General features: G+C 61.6%; 22 protein-coding genes, 1 tRNA gene and 1 other RNA gene. 20 read left to right on the top strand and 4 right to left on the bottom strand.

The annotated features are described in order from the left end of the window. The first annotated feature begins 13 nt into the window (after window positions 1-13). Window positions 14-2386 (top strand): FtsK/SpoIIIE family DNA translocase, encoded by a 2373-nt coding sequence (locus O6R08_RS06090; protein ID WP_271417338.1) that lies wholly within the window; start codon window positions 14-16, stop codon window positions 2384-2386. Between the two features lie 68 nt (window positions 2387-2454). On the opposite strand, the gene O6R08_RS06085 is transcribed toward O6R08_RS06090, so the two are convergent. Together O6R08_RS06085 and O6R08_RS06080 are read right to left on the bottom strand one after the other, a co-directional pair. After that, window positions 2455-3015, bottom strand: a complete 561-nt coding sequence (locus O6R08_RS06085) for a DUF805 domain-containing protein (protein ID WP_271417337.1) — start codon at window positions 3013-3015, stop codon at window positions 2455-2457. 177 nt (window positions 3016-3192) lie between these two features. Then, a tRNA-Val gene (locus O6R08_RS06080) sits at window positions 3193-3266 on the bottom strand. 99 nt (window positions 3267-3365) lie between these two features. On the opposite strand from O6R08_RS06080, the gene prfB reads away from it, so the two are divergent. The 11 genes from prfB to O6R08_RS06025 all read left to right on the top strand — a co-directional run bounded on the left by prfB (window position 3366) and on the right by O6R08_RS06025 (window position 12517). Then, window positions 3366-4472: a peptide chain release factor 2 gene (gene prfB / locus O6R08_RS06075; protein ID WP_271417336.1), complete on the top strand. Its 1107-nt coding sequence runs from the start codon at window positions 3366-3368 to the stop codon at window positions 4470-4472. A 10-nt stretch (window positions 4473-4482) separates the two neighbouring features. Further along, entirely contained in the window at window positions 4483-5169 is a 687-nt protein-coding gene (gene ftsE, locus O6R08_RS06070; RefSeq protein ID WP_271417335.1) for a cell division ATP-binding protein FtsE, read from the top strand. Between the two features lie 32 nt (window positions 5170-5201). After that, window positions 5202-6104 (top strand): permease-like cell division protein FtsX, encoded by a 903-nt coding sequence (ftsX, locus tag O6R08_RS06065; protein ID WP_271417334.1) that lies wholly within the window; start codon window positions 5202-5204, stop codon window positions 6102-6104. A 46-nt stretch (window positions 6105-6150) separates the two neighbouring features. After that, a complete protein-coding gene (smpB, locus tag O6R08_RS06060) occupies window positions 6151-6633 on the top strand; it encodes an SsrA-binding protein SmpB (RefSeq protein WP_271417333.1) in 483 nt (160 codons plus the stop codon). A 231-nt stretch (window positions 6634-6864) separates the two neighbouring features. After that, a complete protein-coding gene (gene argH / locus O6R08_RS06055; protein WP_408640154.1) occupies window positions 6865-8271 on the top strand; it encodes an argininosuccinate lyase in 1407 nt (468 codons plus the stop codon). Further along, complete coding sequence (locus O6R08_RS06050) at window positions 8268-8804, top strand: DUF1707 SHOCT-like domain-containing protein (protein WP_271417331.1); 537 nt, start codon at window positions 8268-8270, stop codon at window positions 8802-8804. The genes argH and O6R08_RS06050 overlap by 4 nt, the downstream gene beginning before the upstream one ends. Window positions 8805-8930: 126 nt before the next feature. Next, window positions 8931-9301, top strand: a transfer-messenger RNA (tmRNA) gene (ssrA, locus tag O6R08_RS06045). A 211-nt stretch (window positions 9302-9512) separates the two neighbouring features. Then, entirely contained in the window at window positions 9513-10724 is a 1212-nt protein-coding gene (locus O6R08_RS06040) for a hypothetical protein (protein ID WP_271417330.1), read from the top strand. 341 nt (window positions 10725-11065) lie between these two features. Beyond that, entirely contained in the window at window positions 11066-11383 is a 318-nt protein-coding gene (locus O6R08_RS06035) for a transposase (RefSeq protein ID WP_271417329.1), read from the top strand. Window positions 11384-11403: 20 nt separating this feature from the next. Next, window positions 11404-11565 carry a hypothetical protein gene (locus O6R08_RS06030; protein ID WP_271417328.1) on the top strand — a complete coding sequence of 54 codons (162 nt, stop codon included), beginning with the start codon at window positions 11404-11406 and terminating at the stop codon, window positions 11563-11565. Between the two features lie 13 nt (window positions 11566-11578). Next, window positions 11579-12517, top strand: coding sequence for a hypothetical protein (locus O6R08_RS06025; RefSeq protein ID WP_271417327.1), 939 nt, complete (start codon window positions 11579-11581; stop codon window positions 12515-12517). 119 nt (window positions 12518-12636) lie between these two features. Here the strand turns inward: O6R08_RS06025 and O6R08_RS06020 are convergent, their stop codons facing one another. Together O6R08_RS06020 and O6R08_RS06015 are read right to left on the bottom strand one after the other, a co-directional pair. Next, window positions 12637-13362, bottom strand: a complete 726-nt coding sequence (locus O6R08_RS06020) for a hypothetical protein (protein ID WP_271417326.1) — start codon at window positions 13360-13362, stop codon at window positions 12637-12639. 232 nt (window positions 13363-13594) lie between these two features. Then, the gene (locus tag O6R08_RS06015; protein ID WP_271417325.1) at window positions 13595-14053 is read right to left on the bottom strand and encodes an arsenate reductase ArsC; all 459 of its coding nucleotides are present in this window, start codon (window positions 14051-14053) and stop codon (window positions 13595-13597) included. A 151-nt stretch (window positions 14054-14204) separates the two neighbouring features. On the opposite strand from O6R08_RS06015, the gene O6R08_RS06010 reads away from it, so the two are divergent. The 8 genes from O6R08_RS06010 (at window position 14205) to secA (ending at window position 24187) form a co-directional block, all read left to right on the top strand. Continuing rightward, window positions 14205-14870 (top strand): hypothetical protein, encoded by a 666-nt coding sequence (locus O6R08_RS06010; RefSeq protein WP_271417324.1) that lies wholly within the window; start codon window positions 14205-14207, stop codon window positions 14868-14870. A gap of 93 nt (window positions 14871-14963) precedes the next feature. Beyond that, window positions 14964-15542 (top strand): YqgE/AlgH family protein, encoded by a 579-nt coding sequence (locus O6R08_RS06005; RefSeq protein WP_271417323.1) that lies wholly within the window; start codon window positions 14964-14966, stop codon window positions 15540-15542. A 127-nt stretch (window positions 15543-15669) separates the two neighbouring features. Next, a complete protein-coding gene (gene mtrA, locus O6R08_RS06000; protein WP_271419286.1) occupies window positions 15670-16317 on the top strand; it encodes an MtrAB system response regulator MtrA in 648 nt (215 codons plus the stop codon). A gap of 116 nt (window positions 16318-16433) precedes the next feature. Next, a complete protein-coding gene (gene mtrB / locus O6R08_RS05995; protein ID WP_271419285.1) occupies window positions 16434-17912 on the top strand; it encodes an MtrAB system histidine kinase MtrB in 1479 nt (492 codons plus the stop codon). After that, the gene (locus O6R08_RS05990; RefSeq protein WP_271417322.1) at window positions 17909-19690 is read left to right on the top strand and encodes an LpqB family beta-propeller domain-containing protein; all 1782 of its coding nucleotides are present in this window, start codon (window positions 17909-17911) and stop codon (window positions 19688-19690) included. Before mtrB ends, O6R08_RS05990 begins: the two co-directional genes overlap by 4 nt. Window positions 19691-19884: 194 nt before the next feature. Then, the gene (locus O6R08_RS05985; RefSeq protein ID WP_271419284.1) at window positions 19885-20379 is read left to right on the top strand and encodes a ComF family protein; all 495 of its coding nucleotides are present in this window, start codon (window positions 19885-19887) and stop codon (window positions 20377-20379) included. A gap of 215 nt (window positions 20380-20594) precedes the next feature. Next, entirely contained in the window at window positions 20595-21206 is a 612-nt protein-coding gene (gene hpf, locus O6R08_RS05980; RefSeq protein WP_271417321.1) for a ribosome hibernation-promoting factor, HPF/YfiA family, read from the top strand. A 278-nt stretch (window positions 21207-21484) separates the two neighbouring features. Next, window positions 21485-24187, top strand: a complete 2703-nt coding sequence (secA, locus tag O6R08_RS05975) for a preprotein translocase subunit SecA (RefSeq protein WP_456298772.1) — start codon at window positions 21485-21487, stop codon at window positions 24185-24187. The last annotated feature ends 32 nt before the right edge of the window (window positions 24188-24219 follow it).

The raw sequence follows: 24219 nt of genomic DNA, 5'->3' as shown, positions 1-24219 counted from the left end.
CGGGCTGGGGACCATGGTCCGCGGTATCGGTGGGCGCCCCGCTGAGCCTGAGGTGACCCACGACGGCACCGGGCTCATGCTGCTGTTGCTGTCTGGCCTGGTCGCTGCTGGATTCTGGTTTGATGTGCCCGGCGGTTTCGGCAATGGCTTGCGCATGGGTGTGTCGACGATCTTCGGGTCGCTGTCCTACGCCCTACCCCTGCTCGGGCTGGCCATGATGTGGCACACCCTGCGTCACCCGGCGACCAACGGCACAGGTGGACGTCAGGTGTTGGGTTGGGTGTGCTTCTTCCTCGGTCTTCTTGGTGTGGTCAATATTGCCCACGGCCTTCCGCGCCCAGATCACCCTGAGGCGGTCCGCGCGGCCGGCGGCATGCTTGGCTACATCTCCTCGAGTCTGCTGGCAGACCTGCTGACGACGTGGGTTGCCCTGCCTCTGCTCATCGTCGTGACGGCCCTGGGTGTGCTCCTCATCGTGGGACGGCCCCTCGTCGACGGGGCGGCACGAGTGAGAAAGGCTTCTCGTCGTGCCGTGGCCAAGCCGCGCCAGACCGAATCCCGCCGGGCCTACGACACCCCTTTGGTGACAGACACCCTCGTTGACCACGGTCCTGACGAGGCCGCCACGCAGGAGATGGCCCCCGTCAAAGATCGTCGTTCCAAGAAGCGTCAGCGCAGCTCCGAGCGCACCAATGAGAGTCTTGACGCGATCTTCGAGAATGACGTCGTGGCTGATTCCCCTTCTGATTCGGCCGAAGACTCCTTGCCGTTGGGCCTTCCGATGACCGACGACGAGCCGGCCAAGGAGCGCACCACCGCCGGTCTGCCCCAGGGATTCACCGTTCACGAGCACGCCGACCTCGAGCCCCCGGCCCATGAGCCGATGCCGGCCCGCGTCGAACAATTGCAGCTGTCGGGCGACATTGCCTACACCCTGCCAGCCTCGGAGCTGCTTCATCCCGGATCGGTGCCGCAGGCTCGCACCGAGGCCTCTGACGCGGTGGTCTCCAAGTTGTCGTCGGTCTTCGACGAGTTCGGGATTGACGCCCAGGTGACGGGCTACTCCCGTGGCCCGACGGTTACCCGCTACGAGGTCGAACTCGGGGCTGCCGTCAAGGTCGAGAAGGTCACCGCACTGAGCAAGAACATCGCCTACGCGGTGGCCTCGCCCGACGTTCGGATTCTGTCTCCCATTCCCGGCAAGTCCGCCATCGGTATCGAGATCCCCAACCGCGACAAGGAGATCGTCTCCCTGGGCGACGTGTTGCGCTCGACCAAGGCCCGCAATGACCACAACCCGTTGGTCGTCGGTCTGGGCAAGGACGTCGAGGGCGGATTCGTCATCGCCAACGTCGCCAAGATGCCGCACCTGCTGGTGGCCGGTGCGACGGGTTCGGGTAAGTCAAGTTTCGTCAACTCCCTCATCACATCGGTCATGATGCGTGCCACCCCCGACGAAGTGCGCATGATGCTCGTCGACCCCAAGCGAGTGGAGCTGACCCAGTACGAGGGGATTCCCCACCTGGTGACCCCCATCATCACCAGCGCCAAGAAGGCCGCCGAAGCCTTGCAATGGGTGGTTCGGGAGATGGATCAGCGTTACGACGACCTCGCCGCGTTTGGTTTCCGTCACGTCAAGGACTTCAACAAGGCCGTGCTGGCAGGGGAGGTCACCCTTCCGCCCGGTTCTGAGCGGGTGCTGGCCCCCTACCCGTACCTGCTGGTTGTCGTCGACGAGTTGGCTGACCTCATGCTGGTGGCCCCGCGCGATGTCGAGGACTCCATCGTGCGCATCACTCAGCTGGCTCGAGCCGCCGGCATTCATCTGGTGCTGGCCACCCAGCGCCCGTCGACCGATGTGTGCACCGGCCTCATCAAGGCCAACATTCCGTCGCGGCTGGCCTTCGCAACCTCCTCGATGACCGATTCTCGGGTCATCCTCGACCAGCCGGGTGCTGAGAAACTCGTCGGCCAGGGTGACGGGCTCTTCTTGCCGATGGGGGCGTCCAAGCCGGTGCGCGTCCAGGGATCGTGGGTCTCAGACTCTGAGATTCACGAGGTCGTCGCTCACGTGAAGTCTCAGATGGAGGCTCACTACCGTGACGATGTTGCCGCACCGACGGCCGAGAAGAAGGTTGCCGAGGACATTGGCGACGACATGGAGCTTGTCCTTGAGGCAGCCAAGCTCGTCGTTGAACTACAGCTCGGATCGACGTCGATGTTGCAACGTAAGTTGCGCGTCGGATTTGCCAAGGCAGGCCGCCTCATGGACATTCTGGAGACCCGACACGTCGTCGGGCCCTCGGAAGGGTCAAAGCCTCGAGATGTGCTGGTGCGTCCGGACGATCTCGACGACGTGCTCGCAAATCTGCAAGCTGAGGCATGACAGATGAGACACGCAAGCGGGGCCGATCCGTGTGGATCGACCCCTCTTGATGTCCAGGAACTCGTAGGTCACTCGGTGGCGGGCAGAGGCTCCTTGTCGTAGGTCTGCCACGCGTTCTCGTCGGAATCTTGGATGAGGTAGACCAGCAACCAGATCCAGCCGATGAGCGGGATGAGTGAAATCAGCACCCACCAGCCGGAGCGATTGGTGTCGTGCAGTCGGCGTACTTGGATCGCGAGCGAGGGGACCAAATTACCTAGCGTCCAGACGGCGTACAGCAGCACGACGATCATTGACGAGCCCTGGCTTCCTCCCGAGGCTGCCGAAAGCGCCGACAGGGCTATGTAAACCAGCGTCACAAAGAGGGCGGACCACCAGTACTCGGAGCGCGAGGCTCGTCCCTCGAAGACGGCGTAATTCTTGAAGTACAGCTTGATTGCATCGCCGAAGCTGGCATGCGGTCTGCGGTGGCTCTCGCCAGCAGGATTGCTGTACTGGGAATAAGGATCTGGCACCTGGTAGGAATTAGCAGCCGACGGCTGTCCGAATTGATCGCGTCCTCCATGCGCAGGACTCTGGCTGGGCCAGGCTGAGGCGCCAGAATTGTCGGATCGGTTTGGCTCGGTCATACAGACTCCTCATTCATCGATTGACCGCACGTACGCTTTGATGGTAGTGGGTTGACGTAATTTGTCACAGCACAGACACATAAATATAAGCAAACATGGGTTTCATTGTGAGAGGTCTTATATAAGTTGACATGTCCCATTTGAAGATGAGGCTCAAGGGTGTTGGTGGTGAACAGGTGGGCGCAGCCGGGCTCGAACCGGCGACCTCCAGCGTGTAAGGCAGGCGCTCTGACCAACTGAGCTATACGCCCCGGAGGCACCACTGTACCCAAGTCATGAGCGTTGGCGCACCGTCCGGGCCGGCCTCCTTGCAGCGGGGTTGTCGGAGCACCGCTGTAGAGTTGGTCGACGTGGCATTGGTAGACCTTCAGCAGACCGTCGAGGAGCTCGACACATCCCTGTCCTCAATTGAACATGTTCTCGATCCCGAGGCCAAGAAGGCCGAGATCGCGGACCTCGAGGAGCAGGTGGCCGCCCCCAATCTGTGGGACGACCAGGACAACGCCCAACGGGTGACGTCGCGACTGTCGGCCCTGCAGGCCGAGATCGAGCGCTTGGAGCGGCTGCGTTCTCGTATCGAGGATGTTCAGGTTCTGCTGGAGTTCGCGGCTGACGGTGACGACTCGGAGTCTTTGGCGGAGGCGACGAGCGAGACGGCCAAACTGCGTGACGAGATCGACGCCCTCGAGGTTCGCACATTGTTGTCGGGTCGCTACGACGAGCGTGAGGCCCTTGTCACCATTCGTTCTGAGGCCGGCGGCGTTGATGCGGCTGACTTCGCCGAGATGCTGCTGCGGATGTACTTGCGCTGGGCCGAGCGTCACAGCTACAACATCGAGGTCCTTGACACCTCCTACGCCGAGGAGGCGGGTATCAAGTCCGCTACCTTCGTCGTCCATGCCCCCTTCGCCTACGGCACCTTATCGGTGGAGCAGGGCACTCACCGCCTGGTGCGCATCAGCCCCTTCGACAATCAGGGACGTCGTCAGACCTCCTTCGCCGGCGTCGAGGTGCTTCCGGTCGTCGAGGAGACCGACCATGTTGACATTCCCGAGTCGGACCTGCGCGTTGACGTCTTTCATGCCTCAGGCCCCGGTGGTCAGGGCGTCAACACCACCGATTCGGCTGTCCGCCTGACCCACCTGCCCACCGGCATCGTGGTGAGCTGTCAGAACGAACGGTCCCAGATCCAGAACAAGGCTGCCGCCCTGCGCGTCCTCCAGGCCAAGCTGTTGGAGAAGGCTCGCGAGGAGCAGGAAGCCGAGATGAATTCGCTGAAGTCAGAGGGTAACTCGTGGGGTGCCCAGATGCGCTCCTATGTGCTGCATCCCTACCAGATGGTCAAAGATCTGCGCACCAACTACGAGGTCGGCAACACCGACGCGGTCTTTGACGGCGACATCGACGATTTCATTGACGCCGGCATCCGTTGGCGGCGCAAGAACGAGACCGACTGACGGGGTAGACGTGATCACCTTCGACAACGTCACGAAGATATACGCCCAACAGAGCCGGGCGGCCTTGTCCGATGTCAATGTCGACATCGACAAGGGGGAGTTCGTCTTCCTCATCGGCCAGTCCGGTTCGGGGAAGTCGACGTTCATTCGACTCATCTTGCGTGAATATCGGCCGACGAGGGGAACTCTCTACGTCGCGGGAAAGAACCTCAATCAACTGAGATCGTGGAAGGTACCGGTCCTGCGTCGCCAGATCGGCACGGTCTTTCAGGACTTCCGCCTCCTGCCAGGCAAGACGGTCTACGACAACGTCGCCTTCGCGATGCAGGTCACCGGCAAGTCGACCAAGGAGATCCGTGGGGTCGTCCCCGAAACCTTGGAGCTGGTCGGCCTGGACGGCAAGGAAAAACGGATGCCCGACGAACTGTCTGGTGGCGAGCAACAGCGTGTCGCGCTGGCCAGAGCCTTCGTCAACCGTCCCAAAATCCTCATCGCTGATGAGCCGACCGGAAACCTCGACCCCGCTACCGCTGTGGGCATCATGAAGGTCCTTGATCGCATCAACCACACCGGTGCCACAGTTGTCATGGCCACTCACGATTCGACGATTGTTGACCAAATGAGACGACGCGTCATCGAACTCTCGTCTGGACATGTCGTCCGCGACGAGAACGAGGGCGTTTACCGTAATTCCTGATATTCCCGACACGAGACACAACGAGGACATACATGCGTCACACCTTGCGAGAGACGTGGTCTGGGTTGCGCCGCAATGCGACGATGACCCTGGCCGTCATCGTCACGATGTGGGTTTCCCTGTCCCTGTTCGGGGCGGCGCTGCTGGCCACCCAGCAGGTCGACTTGCTCAAGGGCAAGTGGTACGACAAGGTCGAAGTCTCAGTGTTCCTGTGTGTTGACGGCGTCTCGGGGGCGCAATGCGCGGGGGACAAGGCCGCCACCCAGGCCCAGAAGGATGCGATTCGTCAGGCCTTGGAGGCCAATCCGCAGGTTTCTCGTGTCTACTACGAGTCCAAACACGAGGCCTTCCAGGAGTATCAACGCATCTATGCCGATTCTCCGGTCAAGGACGTCCTCACCGAGGACACCATTCAAGATTCTTATCGAGTCAAACTGGTTGACCCCCAGCAATATCAGGGGGTTGTGACGGAGGCCCAGGGCCTGCCCGGTGTGCAGTCGGTCGTTGACCTGCACAACGTGTTGGACCCGATATTCCTGTGGATGAATGCTCTCAAATGGGTGACGTTCGGAATGTCGGTGTTATTGCTGGTGGCTGCAGCATTGCAGACAGGCAACACCATTCGCATGGCTGCTTTCGCCCGGCGCCGTGAGCTGGGCATCATGAAGTTGGTGGGTGCCTCGAACGCCTACATCCTCATGCCTTTCCTCCTGGAATCTCTCATAGCGGGTCTTGTCGGGGCGCTGCTGGCTTGCATCACCCTCGCTGTGGGTGCCGACGTGGTCGTCATGGGCAAGATGGCTCACTCGGTGACGACCGTGGCGTGGATTGGCTGGCCCCAGGTGTGGTTCTCGATCGCCTGGATGGTCGTCGTCTCCATCGTGCTGTCTGTGGTCCCGGCCTACATCACGATCAAGAAGTACCTCAGAGTCTGAGGTCCTGCGTGTACGATGGAACACCTTGCGTCGAAGGAGGTTCGTCATGCCCAGGGAACAGGGTGTCAAGGTCGTCGCCCGGAATCGTCGCGCCACCCACGATTACACGATCGGTGACACCTGGGAGGCCGGACTTGTCCTGCAGGGCACAGAGGTGAAGTCGCTGCGTGCCGGCAAGGCCACCTTGACCGACGCCTTCGCTCAAGTTGATGACCGGGGCGAGGTGTGGATGTACAACCTCCACATCCCCGAATACGCCTTCGGGACCTGGCGCAACCACGACGTCATGCGCAAGCGCAAGCTACTTCTCAACAAACGCGAGATCGCCAAGCTGTCGCGGGAAGCTGACGGCCCTGGCAAGACGATCATTCCACTGCAGCTGTACTTCAAGGACGGCTACGCCAAGGTCGAGATCGCCGTCGGTACCGGCAAGAAGGACTGGGACAAGCGCCAGGCCATTCGTGAGCGCGATGCCAAGCGTGAGGCCCAACGAGCACTGGCCAATCGCGTGCGCAATCGCAAACGTTGAATGAGTGCTGACCACATCTGACGGCCTTCCCTGCAGTTCTGCCCGGCTTCATCGACGCGGTGACGGTCCGACAATCTGTTGGCTCTGACAATCTGGTGGGACCGGCCGGAAAGGACACAGACGGACGGGGGCTTACATGGTGGTGGGTAAGCTGACATCACGTCCCCGAGCGAGGAGTTCTTCTTGACCACCGAACCGCACGACCACACCCACGACAGCTCTGATCGCCCTATGGCGTTGTGGGGTGGACGCTTCTCGGGCGGGCCGTCGGAGGCATTGGCGGCCCTGTCCGTGTCGACCCAGTTCGACTGGCGGCTGGCCCGCCACGACATCGCTGGGTCCAGGGCTCACGCCGGAGTCCTTCACACTGCCGGTCTACTGGACGACGATCAGTACCAGGGCATGATCGAGGCGCTGGACGAGCTTGAGGAGGACGTCGTCTCTGGTCGATTCGTTGCTGGTCCTGACGACGAGGACGTCCATACTGCTTTGGAGCGCGGGCTCATGGAGCGTGCCGGCGATGATCTCGGTGGGCGTCTGCGCGCTGGCCGCTCCCGCAACGACCAGATCATCGCCTTACTGCGGCGATATCTGCGTGAGGAAGCTCGCAGCCTGGCCGGTGAGGTGCTTGAACTGGTCACCGTGCTGGCACGACGGGCTGAGGAGGCTGGCGATGCCGTCATTGCCGGACGGACTCACATGCAGCACGCCCAGCCGGTGCTGCTGGCCCACCATCTGCTGGCTCATGCCTGGCCGTTGGTGCGTGACGTCCAGCGATTCCGCGACCTTGATGCCCGGATGGACTGTTCCCCGTATGGCTCGGGAGCTCTTGCCGGGTCGTCGCTTGGACTCGATCCTGAGGCCGTGGCCCGAGATCTCGGTTTTTCCTCGTCGGCTCCCAACTCGATTGACGGTACCGCTGCCCGTGACGTCGTCGCCGAATTTGCCTTCGTTGCGGCCCAAATCGGGGTGGACCTCTCGCGGCTCAGCGAGGAAATCATCATCTGGAACGCCCGCGAGTTCAACTACGTCACCCTCGACGATTCCTTCTCGACGGGCTCGTCGATCATGCCGCAGAAGAAGAATCCCGACATCGCCGAATTGGCACGAGGTAAGGCCGGACGGCTCATCGGCGACCTCGCCGGCCTCATGGCGTCCCTCAAAGGCATGCCGCTGGCATACGCGCGAGACCTGCAGGAAGACAAGGAGCCGGTCTTCGACCAGATCGATCAGCTCCATCTGCTTCTTCCTGCCGTGACCGGAATGATGGACACTGCAGTGTTCAACACCGAGCGCATGGCTGAGATGGCTGGTCAGGGATTTTCCTTGGCCACCGATGTTGCTGAGTGGCTGGTCCGTCAGGGAGTGCCATTCCGCGTCGCCCACGAGCTGTCCGGGGCGTGCGTGCGAGAGGCCGAGTCCCAGGGCAAGGAGTTGGCCGATCTGACCGACGCCGAGCTGGCAGCCATCGATCCCCGTCTCACCCCGCAGGTGCGCCAAGTCATGACGGTTGAGGGTTCAGTGCGTTCCCGGTCCGGACACGGTGGTACCGCCCCGGTCCGTGTTGCCGAGCAGATCACCGAGTTGCGCAATGTTGTGGCGCAGTTGCGCGATTTTGGGAGGGATGTGTCCCGATGAGTACTGCGTGGCACCCGGACGATTCTTCGCTGCGTGTGACGAACGAACAACGTGAAAGAGTCGTGGACCACATCAACGACGCCTACGCTCACGCAGTCATTGACGACGCGGAGCGTGAACGTCGTATCGAGACCGCCCTGTTGGCACGCACCCGGTCTGAGCTCGACCAGAGTTACCGTGGGATGCCGTCGTTCAAGCCGTCGGTACCGGAGGCCATCAGGGCACCTTTGCCCCAGGTTCCTGCCGAGAGGCCGACGACGGGCGTCGGGTTGTGTGCCTTGTCGGGGCTGGTCAGTGGGCCGTTTGGTCCGGCTATCGGTGTCGCAGTGACGCGGCAGGGAACGTGGGCGCGCAAGATGGTGAGGCGCCAGTTCATCAGTCAGGTCGTGTTCTTCGTCTTGTTGGGCTTTTTCGGTGTGTTCGCTACCCCCGGATTCTCTGGTAACACCAAGGCGTTGGGTTTGGTCGGAATGATGTGGGTGACGGTGACCATCATCCAGGCGATTCGCGGGTTCCAAGGCCGAGACCACTGAGGGTAAGCGGACGGATCCGCGACGTGCCGTCACACCGCTGAAGCCCTGTGACGACGGTAGGTTCCGGGTGACGGGTTCGGCAAGTCGGGCGCAGTAAGGTAAGCTTGAGCGGTACAACACCACAGAGGGGATGACTGGTTTCGACTTGGAATGGTTGTTCCAGGAGAAGCGGGCCGAGGACCCAGGGTCTACTCGTTAACGATCCTTGGAAACCTATAAGTGCCGAGAACACTCGCACTGACTTCGCTCTCGCTGCCTGATCAGTGATCGAAGGGTCAGCCCGGATGTAGCCTTCCGTCCGGATACTGGCCTCGTTTAGAAGGCTTGCTGTACAGCCGTGGTCACGGAGGCTGTACGGGACTTTTCCGTGACTGGGCTTGTCTGCACCATGTCGGTGTGAGTGCAGGAGCCGAGTAACAACGACAGCATCGACTGCGCCCGGAGAATGTCTGGACTGTCTTTCAAGGACGCGGGTTCAATTCCCGCCATCTCCACCAAATCATTAGAGTCCCTTGCCAGAGAGGCAAGGGGTTCTTTTGCGCCGCAAAATGGACTAAAAAGTGACTAACAATAGAGTCGTGTCGGCGTTCCAACGAGCAGCCAGCCAAGGAGCTCCGCGTTTTGTCTCCTTCTTGCGATAATGTCAGTGGAAGTTAGACACACAGTCGCCTGCCATCGCAGGTGATGCGATGGGAGACAGGTGCGAACATGGAGCCCACCGGGATCGGTGACGAAGAAATCACATCGGAACAATTCGGCGATGAGGAGTTAACCGCATCCGAAGACGAGAAGAACTACGTCAAGCAGGAAGTGGCACGCATTAGAGAGTTCGTTTCTAACCTTTCGATGTGCGATCTGAAGAGCGGAAACTGGTTCCCAAAGCTCCTAGCGTTTTCCCTCAACCAATACGTGACGCAAGCGGATGCTGGGTACTTCAGGGAGAAGTACCCAAACCTGCCGCCCGATGCTGTGGTCGATGCCCGCATCAAGATGGCTGCGAATTATGCAGCTATCGAGGGGGCCCTTAGCTCATCTGCCTACACAGGCGCTGTCGCAGCCACGATTGGGTCTGGTGGCGGAGCGTCCCCATTGACCTTGCCAGCGGGAGGCCTGGGTTTCGCCATTGACCTGAGCTACACCTCCTACTTGCAGCTACGCATGACCCACGACATCTCAGTGCTCTACGGCGTTCCGCTGGATCTCAACGATCCAGATGATACTTGGAAGCTGGTCAAACTGGCCTTTGGTATCAAGGCAGGTGAGGCAGCGAGTGGAGCTGTCATGAAGGGGCTACCTGCATTCATCCGTCCCTTCATCAAGAAAACCTTCAGTGGCCCGACCCTAGCGGCGCTCAAAAGCTTGCCGGTCGTCGGCAAGCACCTGCTGCAACGAAACATCATCAAGTTCACCATCCCAGGTGTCACAATCCCCGTAACCACTGCTGTCAACCGATGGATGACCAATGAGGCAGGTCACCGAGCCAAGAAGCTGCTTCGCAGAGAAGCTCAGATCATTGAGGCCTCCCAGCGCATCATCGGCGAAATTGAAAGCATCGAGGCCTTACTTGCCGTTCTATGGTGGATCATCGGCATCGACAAAGCCGTTCAAGATGAAGAACGGTTGCTCCTCCACTATCTCACGGTGTTTGCCGAACAGAACACAGGCCGCGTTGGGAAATATCATAAATACATTGAGTTCTTCAGGGGTCAGATTGAGGTGGACGAAGGTGATCTTTGGTCACGAATTAGTCATATCTCCGAAGATGATGCTCCGAAGGTCTACCGAGCCGCAGTCATTGCGTCTGCTGTCGACGGTAAAGTCAGTAAACGAGAGCTCGAGCTTCTGCGAATACTAGAGGAGCATCTCGGGCTCGAACATAACGCCAAGCTGATAGATGAGATCGAACGCCAGTGGGAGTAGACCCTACAGAATCAGCAACATTTTCGGAAAAGAAGCTAGGGATACCGAGAAAATCAAGGATCCATTGAAACGCTTTTCAACTGAGAAGAGGACAATTCGGCTCTTCACAGATGAGGGTGTGGGTCGGTGTGATCCGGCTGGCCGATGAGGCCATGGATGTGTGTTGAGATCGGGGCCAGATGTCGCTGCACGGCACCCTCGCCCCACCGGCGCCCCGTTCTACCACGCCTGTAAGACGCTTCGCACCGGCGCCGACCTGGTCACCGACACACAACAATGCCGCTTGGACGCCCTGGTTACCTTACCGATGAGAGGGATGTCGACGGGCGGTCTATCAGCCCATGATCACCGTCTGCCGCGCTAGTAGTCGAGCCGAAGGCACGAAGATCATGACCCGGCTCATCGTCTCGATCCGGTACGCGGTTGTCACCAGCCTGGTTGAGGTCGCCGGACTCGTCTGGGCCCTGACCATACGCTGTGATGACGTTCCGGCGTTCTTCGACCATCACGGTCCCAGCAACGGCCCCACTGAGGCTATCAACAAACGCCTGGAACACCTGCGGGGAACGGCCTTCGGATTGTGCAACCTGATCCACTACATCGTCCGATCCCTCCTGAAAGCCGATGGATTCAAACCGGATCTACACCCTCGATTGTGAAGAGCCCCTTTGCTCTGTCCTTGAAAGAGACTGCCAAGAACGATCAGCATGGCAAGATTGTGCTGATCGATGTCCTCGTGTTGACTGCGCGGATGCTTCGCTGCGGCGTCGCTGTGAACAAGACCCGTAAGTTTGCGCTGTTTGAGGTCGACGAGGATTACTTCGACACCGAACTGCAATAGGGAAGGAACGCAGATGTCGAACATGCCAAGTATGGATCGTGACTCGATCCTCAATGGTGCGGCGGGCTACTTGATGGAGGAACTCGAACGCCGTGGCATCGCGGTTCAGGCAGTATTAACTGAGAGTGGGAAAGCCTTGGAGATCGCCGATCAGGGCATGCTTTCGATGGAGAACGTAGCCGACGAGCTCATGGCGTGTCCGGTGGCCGAGTGGGAGCCTCGCCTTCAGCGTTGGCTACAGATGGTGGTGTCCGCAGTCGAGTCCGAAACCGCCCCCGCTCCCAGCCGGGAGGAGATCATGACGATGATCCGCACGCGGCTGGTTCCTGCGGCTGAGACCCAAGAGTATGGCTACGCGCGGCATTTCAGTGACGACTTGTCGCTGATCCTGTGCCTTGATTTCCCCACCCATGTGGCGAAACTCGCCGATGACACCATCGCTGAATTGGGCATTTCAGTGGAAGAACTCTTTGCCCAAGGGCAGCAAAACACCAACGCTGAGCCCATCGATGAGATGTTCGACGAAGACGATGTTCACTTCATCACCGGCGACTCGATGTTCATTGCCTCCAAGGTAGCCGACATGCCCGCTCTGCTAAACCGGCTTGGTGTCGATGTGCCCAGTGGTGTGCTGTTCGCCGTCCCCAACCGATCGACTTTCATGTATCGAGTTCCCACAGCGGGAGCCGGCTTGTCTGACCTGATCTGTCTGTCACAGATGTTGAGTTCACTGTCCCCGGACGCCGGATACGAGAACCCCGGAGGTGTGCTGAGCAACAACATTTACTACTGGACACCCGATGGGACCCTCGAGCCTCAGATGGGTAACTTCGGCGACACAATGGAAGCAGCCGCCCGTGCTGGAGCCGACGTTGACTGGTCCGAAGACGACACCATCACGTTGCGGCCAGGGCCGATCTTCACCGCTAACTTCATCAAGGCAGCCCGGTAGCCGCCGACCCTCCGACGTCGACGGCGTAGTGGTGGAACCTGTTGTCGGATTCGTACCCGACATACAGTCTGCCGATGATGGTGAGACCGGCGTCCAGCAGTGTCGGGGTGCAACGACCCTCACGCACCGGTTCGCGGCAGACTCAGACCTCGCCCTTGCCTGGCAGGAGACGGACCGTGCGTCGGAACTGGCCGGGGCGTCGTGTGGACAGCCTGGGTTGGCTGCGGTGCCGCAGCACTCAGCGCATGGCGCCAGTAGTTCCACAGCCGTGCCCGTGAGCCTCCGAGTGGACCGACGGCCGCACGGAGGGTATCGGGTGCAGTCTTCTGGCCGGCCCTGACGGCAGCGAGAGCCTCAGCAATTGAGTCCACCGGCGTCGCCACTGACAGGATGTACTCCGGCACCTGAAGTCGGGGTTCCGTGATGCCGACGACGGGAGCGCCGAGGGCAGCGATCTGGGGGAAGATCGAGCCGGGAATACCGACGACGACCTCAGCTGTTTCCGCTGCCTTCATGGTGCCTTCGGTGGCTATCTCGAAGTCGGACCACAACGCCGGGTCCTCACGGGGGTGCAGTCCGACGCGAACGCGGTAGCCGTGGTCTCTCAACGCTCGAGCGGTGTCCATGAGCAATTCGCTGCCGGGTGCTGCACCTCCGGTTTCAGAGGGGGGCGTGACGGAGGTTGCGACGACGACAGTGCCCTTGACGGGGCGGTAGGCAGGAAGGTCGTCAAGCTGGGGATTTCCCACGATGGTGATGTCGCGCTGTCGAATGCCCCAGTGCTTGGCGAAAACGGCAGCTTCCGCGGTGGACTGGGCGGTCGCTCCGACGAGCCGGTGACGCACGGACGCCGCAGCGATGGCTTCGTCAGGTTTGAGATAGGCCAGTGATGATGCGACGACAGGCAGGGTCGTCAGGCGCTGGGACTGCGCTCGCGGCCACGCATCCGACCAGCAGGCCCATGAGGGTTCGACGTGAGACCGTCATTGCTCCTCCTCGTGCACGGTGCCAAGAGGAGCGTGCACATGACCGCAGCCTGCACCCCAAGTCCAGGACATTTCACTGACGGTCATGGCTTCAGGGCTGCACGGAAACATCGAGTGATGTGAGCAGGTCCTCAACACGCTTCTTGACGTCGTCGCGAATCTCGCGAACGCTCGCCAAGTCCTGACCGGCAGGGTCGGCGACCTCCCAGTCCTCGTAGCGCTTGCCGGGGAAGATCGGACAGGTTTCCCCACAACCCATCGTGATAACGACGTCAGATGCCTTGACGGCCTCCGGGGTGAGGAGTTTCGGGGTTTCAGCCGAGATGTCGATCCCGTCCTCCAGCAGTGCGTCTCGGACGAGGGAGTTGATCGACTTCGCTGGTTCCGAGCCCGCCGAGAGCACCTCGACACGGCCACCGGAAAGCTGGTGCGCATAGGCCGCTGCCATTTGGGACCGGCCGGCGTTGTGCACGCAGGCGAACAACACGGTGGGGCGGTCAGAAGTGTCCGGTTCGCCCTTGGCCTGCCTCAACTCCTGCGTCTCATTCATGGGTCTCATTATGAGGCATGGGGTTGCCTCACCGTTACCGTCTGTCGGTCGGGGGTGGTTGTCCACAAGGGCGTCAGTGGTGACGTCATGAGTTATCCACAGAAGTGAAAAAGGGTGACGGAAATCCGAGGTTCGGACGACAACTGTAAGTATGAGAGAACTTGAAACTGAATGGCTCGGCAACGACGGTATTGCACGCATCACCAGGACCAGCCCGCTGCGAGGACAAGCCGACCGTGCCGTCGCCGCCGGGCGTGCTACTCGCGTGTTACCCGGCATTGTCGTGCCGACCGATCGGGCCGACGACATGAGCGTCAAGATCCGTGCCTTGCACATCTGGGATCCGCAGGTCGTGCTCGTCGGTCGGGTCGCTCTTGGGCTGCAAGGAATAACGCCCCTCGATACTGACTCGTCGGGCCTCGACGCCATCGACGAGGTTGAGGCTTTCAGCCCAACTCGTCGTCTCAAACGTGATGGCCTCGTCGTCCACCGCTGGCACGTTCCCGACCACTACATCCTTGACGACCCCGTTGCCCTGGCTGTTCCCGAGATGTCGGTGCTTTTGTTGGCCATTCGCGGCGAATGGGAATGGGTGTGTGCGGCGTTGGAACAAGGATTGGTGACGCCGTGGTCATGCCGAATGGCCCGAGGCAGTATGTCGTGGCGCTCTCGGCAACACGATATAGACGCAGCGTTGGACAATATCTGCGGCAACGCAGGGTCGGCGTCGGAACTCGAATTGGCTCGGAGACTGCGAGATCGCCCCCATTCTGGGTGGACCACAACACGCCCACAGCGAACGGCCGCAGCAGCATGACGTCTCATCACGGTCAGGGTTGAACAGCGCTGACGAGTGGCGGGAGGGGCCAGCCGATGATTGTCCTGTTGGGCCGTGGCCTGCGGTGACACAATGGGCGTTGTGAGACTCGCGAACCCCCTCAAGGCCGGTGACCTGCTGGTGGCAAGTCGCCAGATCGACGAAGGCGTTTTCTACGAGTCGGTCATCTACCTCATCGACGTCGCCCTTGACGGAGCGCTCGGGGTCATCGTCAATCAGCCATGCTCGCCGGGAACTCTGCGTCGCCAACTACCCGGCTGGGTCCATTTGGCGACCCCTCCCCAGGACCTCTTCCTCGGAGGCCCGGTCTCGCCCAGCGGAGCCATTTGCCTGGCCCGTGTGCAGCGGTCCAGCGAGGAGCCGCCGGGGTGGCGGCGGGTTCATGGATTGATCGGCCTGCTTCATCTCGACACCCCAACCGAATTGGTTGAGGGGGCGTTCACAGACGTACGAATCTTTGCCGGATACGCGGAATGGGGGCCAGAACAACTCGAAGCTGAACTCATTCGCGGTGATTGGATTCGCGCTATCGCACACCCCGAGGACGTCTTCTCGTCGGAACCGCATGGTTTGTGGCGAGCCGTTCTGCGCCGTCAGAACGGTTCGGCAGCGATGCTTGCCACCGCCACGGACACCCCCGCGTTCAATTGATCGATGGCCACACGTCGTGGGGACTACGATGTGCACCATCCCGCAATGAGTGAGGAGGTCTGTGGTGGGCGTCACCAGTGAGCATGGGCCGATCCTCGTCGTCGATGACGACCCAGCCCTGGCCGAGATGCTTCAGCTGGTTCTGGCCAAGGAAGGATTCTCGACCGCATGGGTTGGTCACGGCAATGACGTCATGGACGTCTTCCGGCAGTGCAAACCTGCCCTCGTACTCCTTGACCTCATGCTCCCAGGACCCGATGGCATCCAGATCTGCCAGGACATCCGAGACGAATCCGGCGTGCCCATCATCATGCTCACAGCACGCTCTGACACCCCTGACGTCGTGCGCGGCTTGGGGGCAGGTGCCGACGACTACGTCTCGAAACCCTTCCGGTCTGCTGAACTGGTTGCCCGTATTCGTGCCCGCCTGCGCACTCCAGCTGCCCCACGTGAGGAGGGCGGGATCATCAGCGTCGGCGATCTGACCATCGACCCGGCGGCCCACGTGGTGCAACGCGGTGGAGAGGACATCTCCTTGACCCCGCTGGAGTACTCCCTGCTCGTGACGATGGCCCAGCATCCCAACAAGGTCTTCAGCCGAGAAACCCTACTGCGAGAGGTCTGGGGTTACACCAGCAATGCCGACACTCGCCTGGTCAACGTCCACGTGCAGCGGTTGCGCTCCAAGGTGGAGGAAAACGCTGGGAACCCGCAGATGATCGTGACGGTGCGCGGTATCGGATACCGCATCAGCACACCTGGGGAGGAGAGCTGATCACCGGGCCGCGGCGTGCTGGCCGCCACCGACGACACAGCTGGCCCGCATCGTGGCTTGCCGGGTTGCGGAGACTGTGGTGGTCGTCATTGCCACTGCGCATGGTCACCATCACCGTGGTGAGCAGTCTTGTCATCCTCACCGTCGGTGGCTTCTTCCTGGTTCGTCAGGCCACTGCGGGAATCGTCGAGGCAAAACGCACCTCGGCCATCGCGGAGACGACCGCGACGATCAATCGCATCCAAGGCCAGTTGCGAGACACCGATCTGCGCACAGCCTCTCTCTACGAGCAACTCAATCGACTCGCAGACGACGCAGCAGGCCAATCAGGGCAGTATCACGTCCTCATCCAGGGCCCTGTTTCCGGACTCATTTCCCAGGGGGTCTCACCGGACTCCGTTCCGGCTGAGCTCACCGTGAAAGTGGGGGAGTCCAACGGCATGTGGACCGCACCGACGATGGTTCATTACACCGACCATGTGCGTCCTGACGTCCCCGGTATCGTCGTCGGTTCGACCCTGTGGGCACCTGGAGCCAGCCAGTCCATCCCGGTGTACTTCATCTTCCCGCAGACCCAGGAGGTTGCCACCGTCGAGTTGCTACGCCGCAATGTCATCAGCGTGGGAGCTCTCATGGCCCTGGCCATCGCCATGGCAACCTACCTGGCGACCCGTCACCTGTCCCAACCCATTCGACAAGCCTCCATCACGGCATCGAGATTGGCCGGTGGAGCGCTGGACGAGCGTATGACAGTGCGGGGGACTGACGACCTCGCGACCCTTGCCAGATCGATGAATGACATGGCAGCCCAGCTCGATCGCCGCATTGGGGAATTGGAGAGGTTGTCGACACTGCAGCAGCAGTTCGTCTCGGACGTCTCCCACGAGTTGCGCACCCCGATGACGACGATGCGGATGGCCTCCGACATGATCGAGGCCAACCCTGACGATCCGGTCCAGGTGCGGTCGGTCGAACTCATGAGGGCCCAGATGGAGCGCTTCGAGATCCTCCTGGCTGACCTGCTCGAGATCTCTCGTTTCGACGCCGGAGCCGCCCAGCTCGCTGTGGAAGACTGCGACATCGTCGAACTCGTGCGCGCCGAGATCGTCGATGTGACTCCAATCGCACAGCGTCTGGCAGTTCCGATCTCACTGGACGCCGAGACGTCGCAGACGGCCGAGGTCGATCCGCGACGGATCAGCCGCATCGTCAGGAATCTGTTGTCCAACGCCGTCGAACATGCTGAGGGAAAGACCGTCGAGGTGACCGTCGTCGGTAATGACTGCGCGGTAGGGGTCGGCGTGCGTGACCACGGGGTCGGGTTCGAGCCGTGGCAGGCAGACAAGGTCTTTGGTCGGTTCTGGCGTGGAGATCCGTCTCGGGTACGCACCGTGGGCGGCAGCGGCCTTGGCCTGGCCATTTCTCGCCAGGACGCCGACCTGCACCATGGCTGGCTGACAGCGTGGGGACGTCCCGGCCAGGGCGCCTACTTCCGGCTCGTCATTCCCAGGGATGCTGGCGGACAGATCGTGGAGTCCCCACTGCCGGCTGCCCCCAGCGACGCCGACCCGTCAGACACACAGGAGGAGACATGACACTGCGTCCCACGCGACGTGCTGTGCTGTCGGGGGCTGCTCTCCTGCTGGCAGGCTGCGCCGAGGTACCCTCCAGCGGGCCAGCCAGACGGGTCGACGACCCCCACGAAGCGGCAACGCGGCGTGAGGGCATCGACGTCGCTCCGCAGCCTCCTACCGACGGCGCATCGATTGATCTTGTCGTGGGCGGTTTCCTGCAGGCCATGACGAGTGCCCGTGACGACTACCGCGTCGCTCGCACCTACCTCACCAAAGACATGGCCGACCGCTGGGATCCCCATTCCAAGGCGACGATCTACGAGGCCACCAACCACAAGCCGACCAGTACGGTGGCGACGGCTTCTCTCCAGGCTCCCGTCGTGGGCACCATTGATGCCGACGGTCACTACCGCCCGGCCCAGTCGCAGACTCTCACACATGACTTCGGCATGGCTCAAGAGTCCGGACAATGGCGAATTTCCCGACCTCCTGAGGGGTTGTTGATCTCGCAGTACACCTTCCAGCGCGCTTGGTCGACGATTCCGGTGTATTTCTTGGCCGTCGACGCTGACCGGTTGGTTCCCGACGTCATCCACCTGCCGAGCTGGGGTGCCACCCCTGATGCCGTGCTGCGGGCGATGATGGCCGGGGTGCCTGAATACCTGAAACCGGCAGTGCGCACGGCACTGCCCTCCGGAGTGAAGGCCACCGAGTCAATCTCGGTTGACGCTGTAGGCGTGGTCACCGTGCCCCTGAGTGCCTCTGCTGCCCAGCTGTCAGAGTCCCAGCGGCGACTGCTTGCCAGCCAAGTCACGTGGACCTTGAGTTATTTCCCATCCATCTCGCGTATCCGATTCACCGCCGGCGGATCCCTGCTGCCCCTGCCCGAGGCCGCCGAGGACAACACCGTCTCGGCGGACCTGTACGCCGACCTCATACCGCTGCCATCGACGGATTCCCCCACGGTCGTCGCCGTCGTCAAGGGACAGATGGGACGAACCAACCCCTCAGGTCGAACCTTCCAGATCATGCCCGGAACCCTGGGGCAGCAGGCTCGTCCGCACACAGGTGTCTCAGCCGTCGCGTCCACCCAATTCGCCATGCCCGTCGCATCGTTGAACACTCCCGGCGCGGTGTGGCACGCCGTGTCCGGGGACCAACGATCGCTGGTGGCGTGGCGCGAAGGCAGCGATCAGGTCGACGTCGTCGCCACTGGGACGAACCTGCTCCGCCCACAAGTTCTCGTTGATCGCAGTGTCATGACCTTCTCGACCACGGATCCGACACTCATCGTCGTCGGCCCAGATGGCGTCCGAAAATCGACCGTCGTTGACCTGGGTGGACGCGCAGTGACCGCGTTCAGCGTCTCTCCCGATGGGATCCGCGTGGCCCTGGTCCTCACAGCGGGGAAGAGCTACGGATTGGGTATCGGCCTGTTGTCACCGCAGGACAACGCAGTTCACCTGGGCCACATCGTCGACATACCGCTGTCCTCCTCCGACGCGAACCTGTCGAAGATCACCGACGTTGCCTGGCTCTCCCAAACCCGGTTGTGCGTCCTGGGCAGTGCGATCGAGAACGGGGTGACTGCACCCTACGAAATCATCGTTGATGGCTCGGGGGCGACCTCCATGGGCCCACTCAGCGGAACCAGCGTGACATCCGTGGTGGCGGTGCCGATGAAAACCGGTACCGAGGCTGTCGTGCTCGGCGAAGACGGACTATTGCTTCACCACGAGGAAAGGTTCCGCTGGCGCCAGATCCTGCAAGGGGTCAGTGCTGTGGCGATGACAGCTTGACCCTTCCCTAACACGACGATGACCGGTGATACTGGCTCATCGTGAACCCACTGGACTGCCTGGCCGACCTGCTGCTGGGGGCGTGCTGTCCTGGTTGTGGGGAGCCGGGTGTGGGGGTGTGCGAATCATGTCGGGCTGCGATCAACCCGACCCCTCGCGTCATCGCTGACGGTCCACCGCCCGTCATCGCCTGCATGGGCTACCACGGTCCTGTACCGGGGATCGTCACAGCTCACAAGGACCGTGGCGCAGCATGGTTGACCGATGACCTCGGTCCCTGGCTGGCTCACGGACTCGCTCCGGCGATCGCAGCCGCACCTGGCCATGTTGACGTCGTCCCGGTGCCCTCATCGGCGAAGGCTGTGCGACGACGCGGCGCCGATCACGCTGCAGACATGACGCGATCCGCCCTGCGCACCTTGGATGCGAGCAAGGCCTCGCTCGCCCAAATCTTGCATCGAACGCGACAGGTGGCTGACCAACTCGAGGTTCGTCACGAGGATCGCGATGCCAATCAGCGCGGATCGATGACAGCTGCGCCGGGGCGAGGGGATGTCATTGTCGTTGACGACGTTCGCACCTCAGGGGCGACGATTGACGAGGCGTGCAGAGCCTTGAGCCAGTCCGGTCGACGAGTGCTGGCGGCGGTTGTCCTGGCTGATGCTGCGACCCCACTGAGATGGCCGTGATCACGCCTGGACGCGAACATGATCACATGGCCATCTGCCTGGTCGTCATGGGTGTCGAAGCTTGACGAACACCTGTTGTGGGGCGCTGTCATGGGGTAGCGTAGGTGCATGGCACGACCAATTGACACCCGGACCTCCACCAGGGGGAATCGGGCGGGGTCGTGCCATGTGTGTTTCAGCGTCGGAAACACCGACGCACACCCAAGGAGGTTGTCATGGATGTCATCGTTTCGGGACGGCACTGCCACGTCAGTGACGACGTGCGCGCCCAGGTCGAGGACAGGCTCTCCGGGGTCGAGAAGTTGAGGGACCGGGTCCAGCGCGCTGAGGTGGTCTTCACCGCCCAGGGCACCAAGGGCCCCAAGGATCAGGCCATGACGTGTGAGATCACACTGCGGGCGAAGGGGCCGGTGGTGCGAGCCGTCGGTCAGGCGGAGGACAAGATGGTTGCCTTTGAGATGGCTGCCGATCGCCTCCGTACCCAGCTGCTCAAGGCCGCTGATCGTCGCCGCAGCCATCATGGACTGCGTGTGTCCCAGGTTCTGGACGTCGTACCCGAGGAAAGCGCCGATGATGCACCCGAGATCCTGACCACCAGGAAGATCGCGGGCGACGTGGAAGTCACCGGGGACAGCCCCATGTATGTCAAGGAGAAAGTCTTCCAAGCCGTTCCCCTGACCCTCGCCCAGGCTCTCGACGAGATGGAACTGGTCGGCCACGACTTCTTCCTCTACCTCGATCAGGATTCCAAGCAGCCCAGCGTCGTCTACCGGCGCAAGAAGGGTTACAACTACGGCGTGATCCATCTCGAGCTTGATCACGAGTGATCGCGAATCGTCACGACACGACGACATCGGCGGCGGTGCGGGTTCATCTGCACCGCCGCCGATCCGTGTCGCGGGTCGAGGCCACGCAAAGACGGTGGGCAAAGACCCTGAGGAGTAGGCCCTTGGGGGCCCGGCAACCCTCTGGTACCCACGATGACAGACCGCAGCGTTCTTGGTTCGGCCGCCGACCCCCTAGGATGGGGGAGGCGGCTCTCTCGAGCTGCTCGTCCGGCTCATGCCTGGACGACACGACGTCTACTCCTTGAAGGACCCACCCCGTGAACCTCATGGACCGCGTGCTGCACGCCGGTGAAGGCAAGATCATCCGCCGACTCAACCGCATCGTCGGCCAGGTCAACAGCATCGAGGAAGATTACGTCGCCATGAGCGACGACGAGTTGGTGGGCCAGACCGCCGACTTCCGTCAGCGTCTCGACAATGGCGAGAACATGGACCGGCTGCTCCCGGAAGCTTTCGCGACGGTGCGTGAGGCGTCCAAGCGAGTGCTCGGCAAGCGTCACTTCGACGTTCAGATCATGGGCGGTGCGGCCCTGTACCAGTGCAACATCGCCGAGATGAAGACTGGTGAGGGCAAGACCCTCGTCGGTCTCCTCCCCGCCTACCTCGAGGGTCTGCTCGGAAAGGGAGTCCACGTCGTCACCGTCAACGACTACCTGGCTCGAGTGCAGTCCGAGCAGATGGGTCGCGTGCACCACTTCCTGGGTCTGACGATCTCGGCGATTTTGTCGGACATGCCTCCGATGGAGCGCAAGGAGGCCTACAAGACCGACATCACCTACGGCACGAACAATGAGTTCGGCTTCGATTACCTGCGTGACAACATGGCCGGCTCCCTGGGCGAGTGCGTGCAGCGTGGTCACCACTTCGCCATCGTCGACGAGGTTGACTCGATCCTCGTTGACGAGGCTCGTACCCCGCTGATCATCTCCGGCCCGGCCGAGGAGAACAAGCAGTGGTACCCGGAGTTCGCCAAGATCGTCTCGAGGCTCCAGCGCGACGTCGACTACGAGGTCGACGAGAAAAAGCGCACCGTCTCCGTCCTCGGTCACGGCATCAGCGTCGTCGAGGAGCGTCTGGGTATCGGGAACCTGTACGAGTCGGCAAACACCCCTCTCATCGGTTACCTCAACAACGCCATCAAGGCCAAGGAGCTGTTCCACCGCGACAAGGACTACGTCATCATTGACGGCGAGGTCCTCATCGTTGACGAGCACACCGGACGAACCCTGGCAGGGCGTCGCTACAACGAAGGACTGCACCAGGCCCTCGAGGCCAAGGAACACGTCGAGATCAAGGACGAGTACCAGACCCTCGCCACGATCACCTTGCAGAACTACTTCCGCATGTACGACAAGCTCGCCGGCATGACTGGTACCGCCAAGACCGAGGAGAGCGAGTTCCAGAAGATTTATGGTCTGGGTGTCATCCCGATCCCGACGAACCGCCCGATGATCCGCAAAGACCAGAAGGACCTCATCTACCGCACCGAGGAAGCGAAGTTCGACGCCATCATCTCCGACGTCGTCGAGCGTCACGAGACCGGTCAGCCCATCCTCATCGGTACCGCATCCGTCGCCAAGTCTGAGCTGCTCTCGGAGAAACTCAAGCGGGCCGGGGTTCCCCACAAGGTGCTCAACGCCAAGCATCACGAATCCGAGGCCGCGATCGTCGCCCTGGCTGGCCGCAAGGGAGCTGTGACGGTCTCGACCAACATGGCCGGTCGTGGTACCGACATCATCCTGGGCGGTAACCCAGAGTTCCTCACCGAACTGGACCTTCGCGAGAAGGGTCTTGATCCGGTGGAGGACGAAGAGGCCTACCAGACCGCGTGGAACAACACCCTGGCCAAGTACGAGGAGCAGTCCAAGGCCGAGCACGAGGAGGTCGAGGAACTGGGCGGTCTCTACGTCATCGGTTCCGAGCGTCACGAGTCTCGCCGTATTGACAACCAGTTGCGCGGACGTTCCGGTCGTCAGGGAGACCCTGGTGAGTCCCGGTTCTACCTGTCCTTGCAGGACGAGCTCATGCGCCTGTTCAAGCCTGAGGTCATCGAGCGCGCCATGGTCACCCTCAAGATGCCCGACGACATGCCGATCGAATCCAAATGGGTGTCGCGTCAGATCGAGAGCGCCCAGAAGCAGGTCGAGGCGCAGAACTTCGAAATGCGTAAGAATGTCTTGAAGTATGACGACGTCATGAACCGGCAGCGTCACGTCATCTACGGTGACCGTCGCAAGGTTCTCGAGGGAGCCGACGTCGAGGCCGAGTTGCGCGCCACCACTGATCGCGTCGTGGAGGCCGGTGTACGCAAGTACACCGACGGCTACTCCGAGGAATGGGACCTCGACGCCTTGTGGACCGAGATCGGCACCGTCTACCCCGTCGGCCTGGACATCAACGAGTATGCCGACTGTCAGGACGCCGAGGAACTCATCGAGGACTTCAAGGCGGACGCCCAGGAGGCGTATGACCGTCGCGAGACCGAGCTGGGGGAGGCGACGATGCGCCAGCTCGAGCGCGAGGTCCTCCTGACGGTTCTCGACCGCAAGTGGCGCGAGCACCTCTACGAGATGGACTACCTGCGTGAGGGCATCGGGCTGCGCGCGATGGCTCAGCGAGATCCGCTGGTCGAATACCAGCGCGAGGGCGGGGACATGTTCAACGCGATGATGGACGCCTTCAAGGAAGAGGTCATCGGGTTCCTGTTCAACCTCGAGATCGAGGCCGGCCCACAGGTCGGTCTGGTGACCGACGACGAAGGACAGCCGGTGACCGCAGAATCCGTGTTGCCCCAGGAGAATCGTCCGCGTCGCGCGCTGAGCTACTCGGCCCCCGACGAACAGGGAGATGCCACGACGACGTCTGAAAGTGGCGCCCCCAAGAATCCCAAGGCCGAGGGAAACCGGGCCGCCAGGAGATCTGCCGCCAAGAAGTCGAAGCGGAGCCGCAAGAAGCGCTGATGTGATACCCGTGACGGCGTCGACACGACAGT

This window comes from Cutibacterium equinum, assembly GCF_028021195.1.
Classification (GTDB): domain Bacteria; phylum Actinomycetota; class Actinomycetes; order Propionibacteriales; family Propionibacteriaceae; genus Cutibacterium; species Cutibacterium equinum.
The sequence above is the reverse complement of the archived record's forward strand: the minus strand, read 5'-3'. Positions and strand labels throughout refer to the sequence as shown.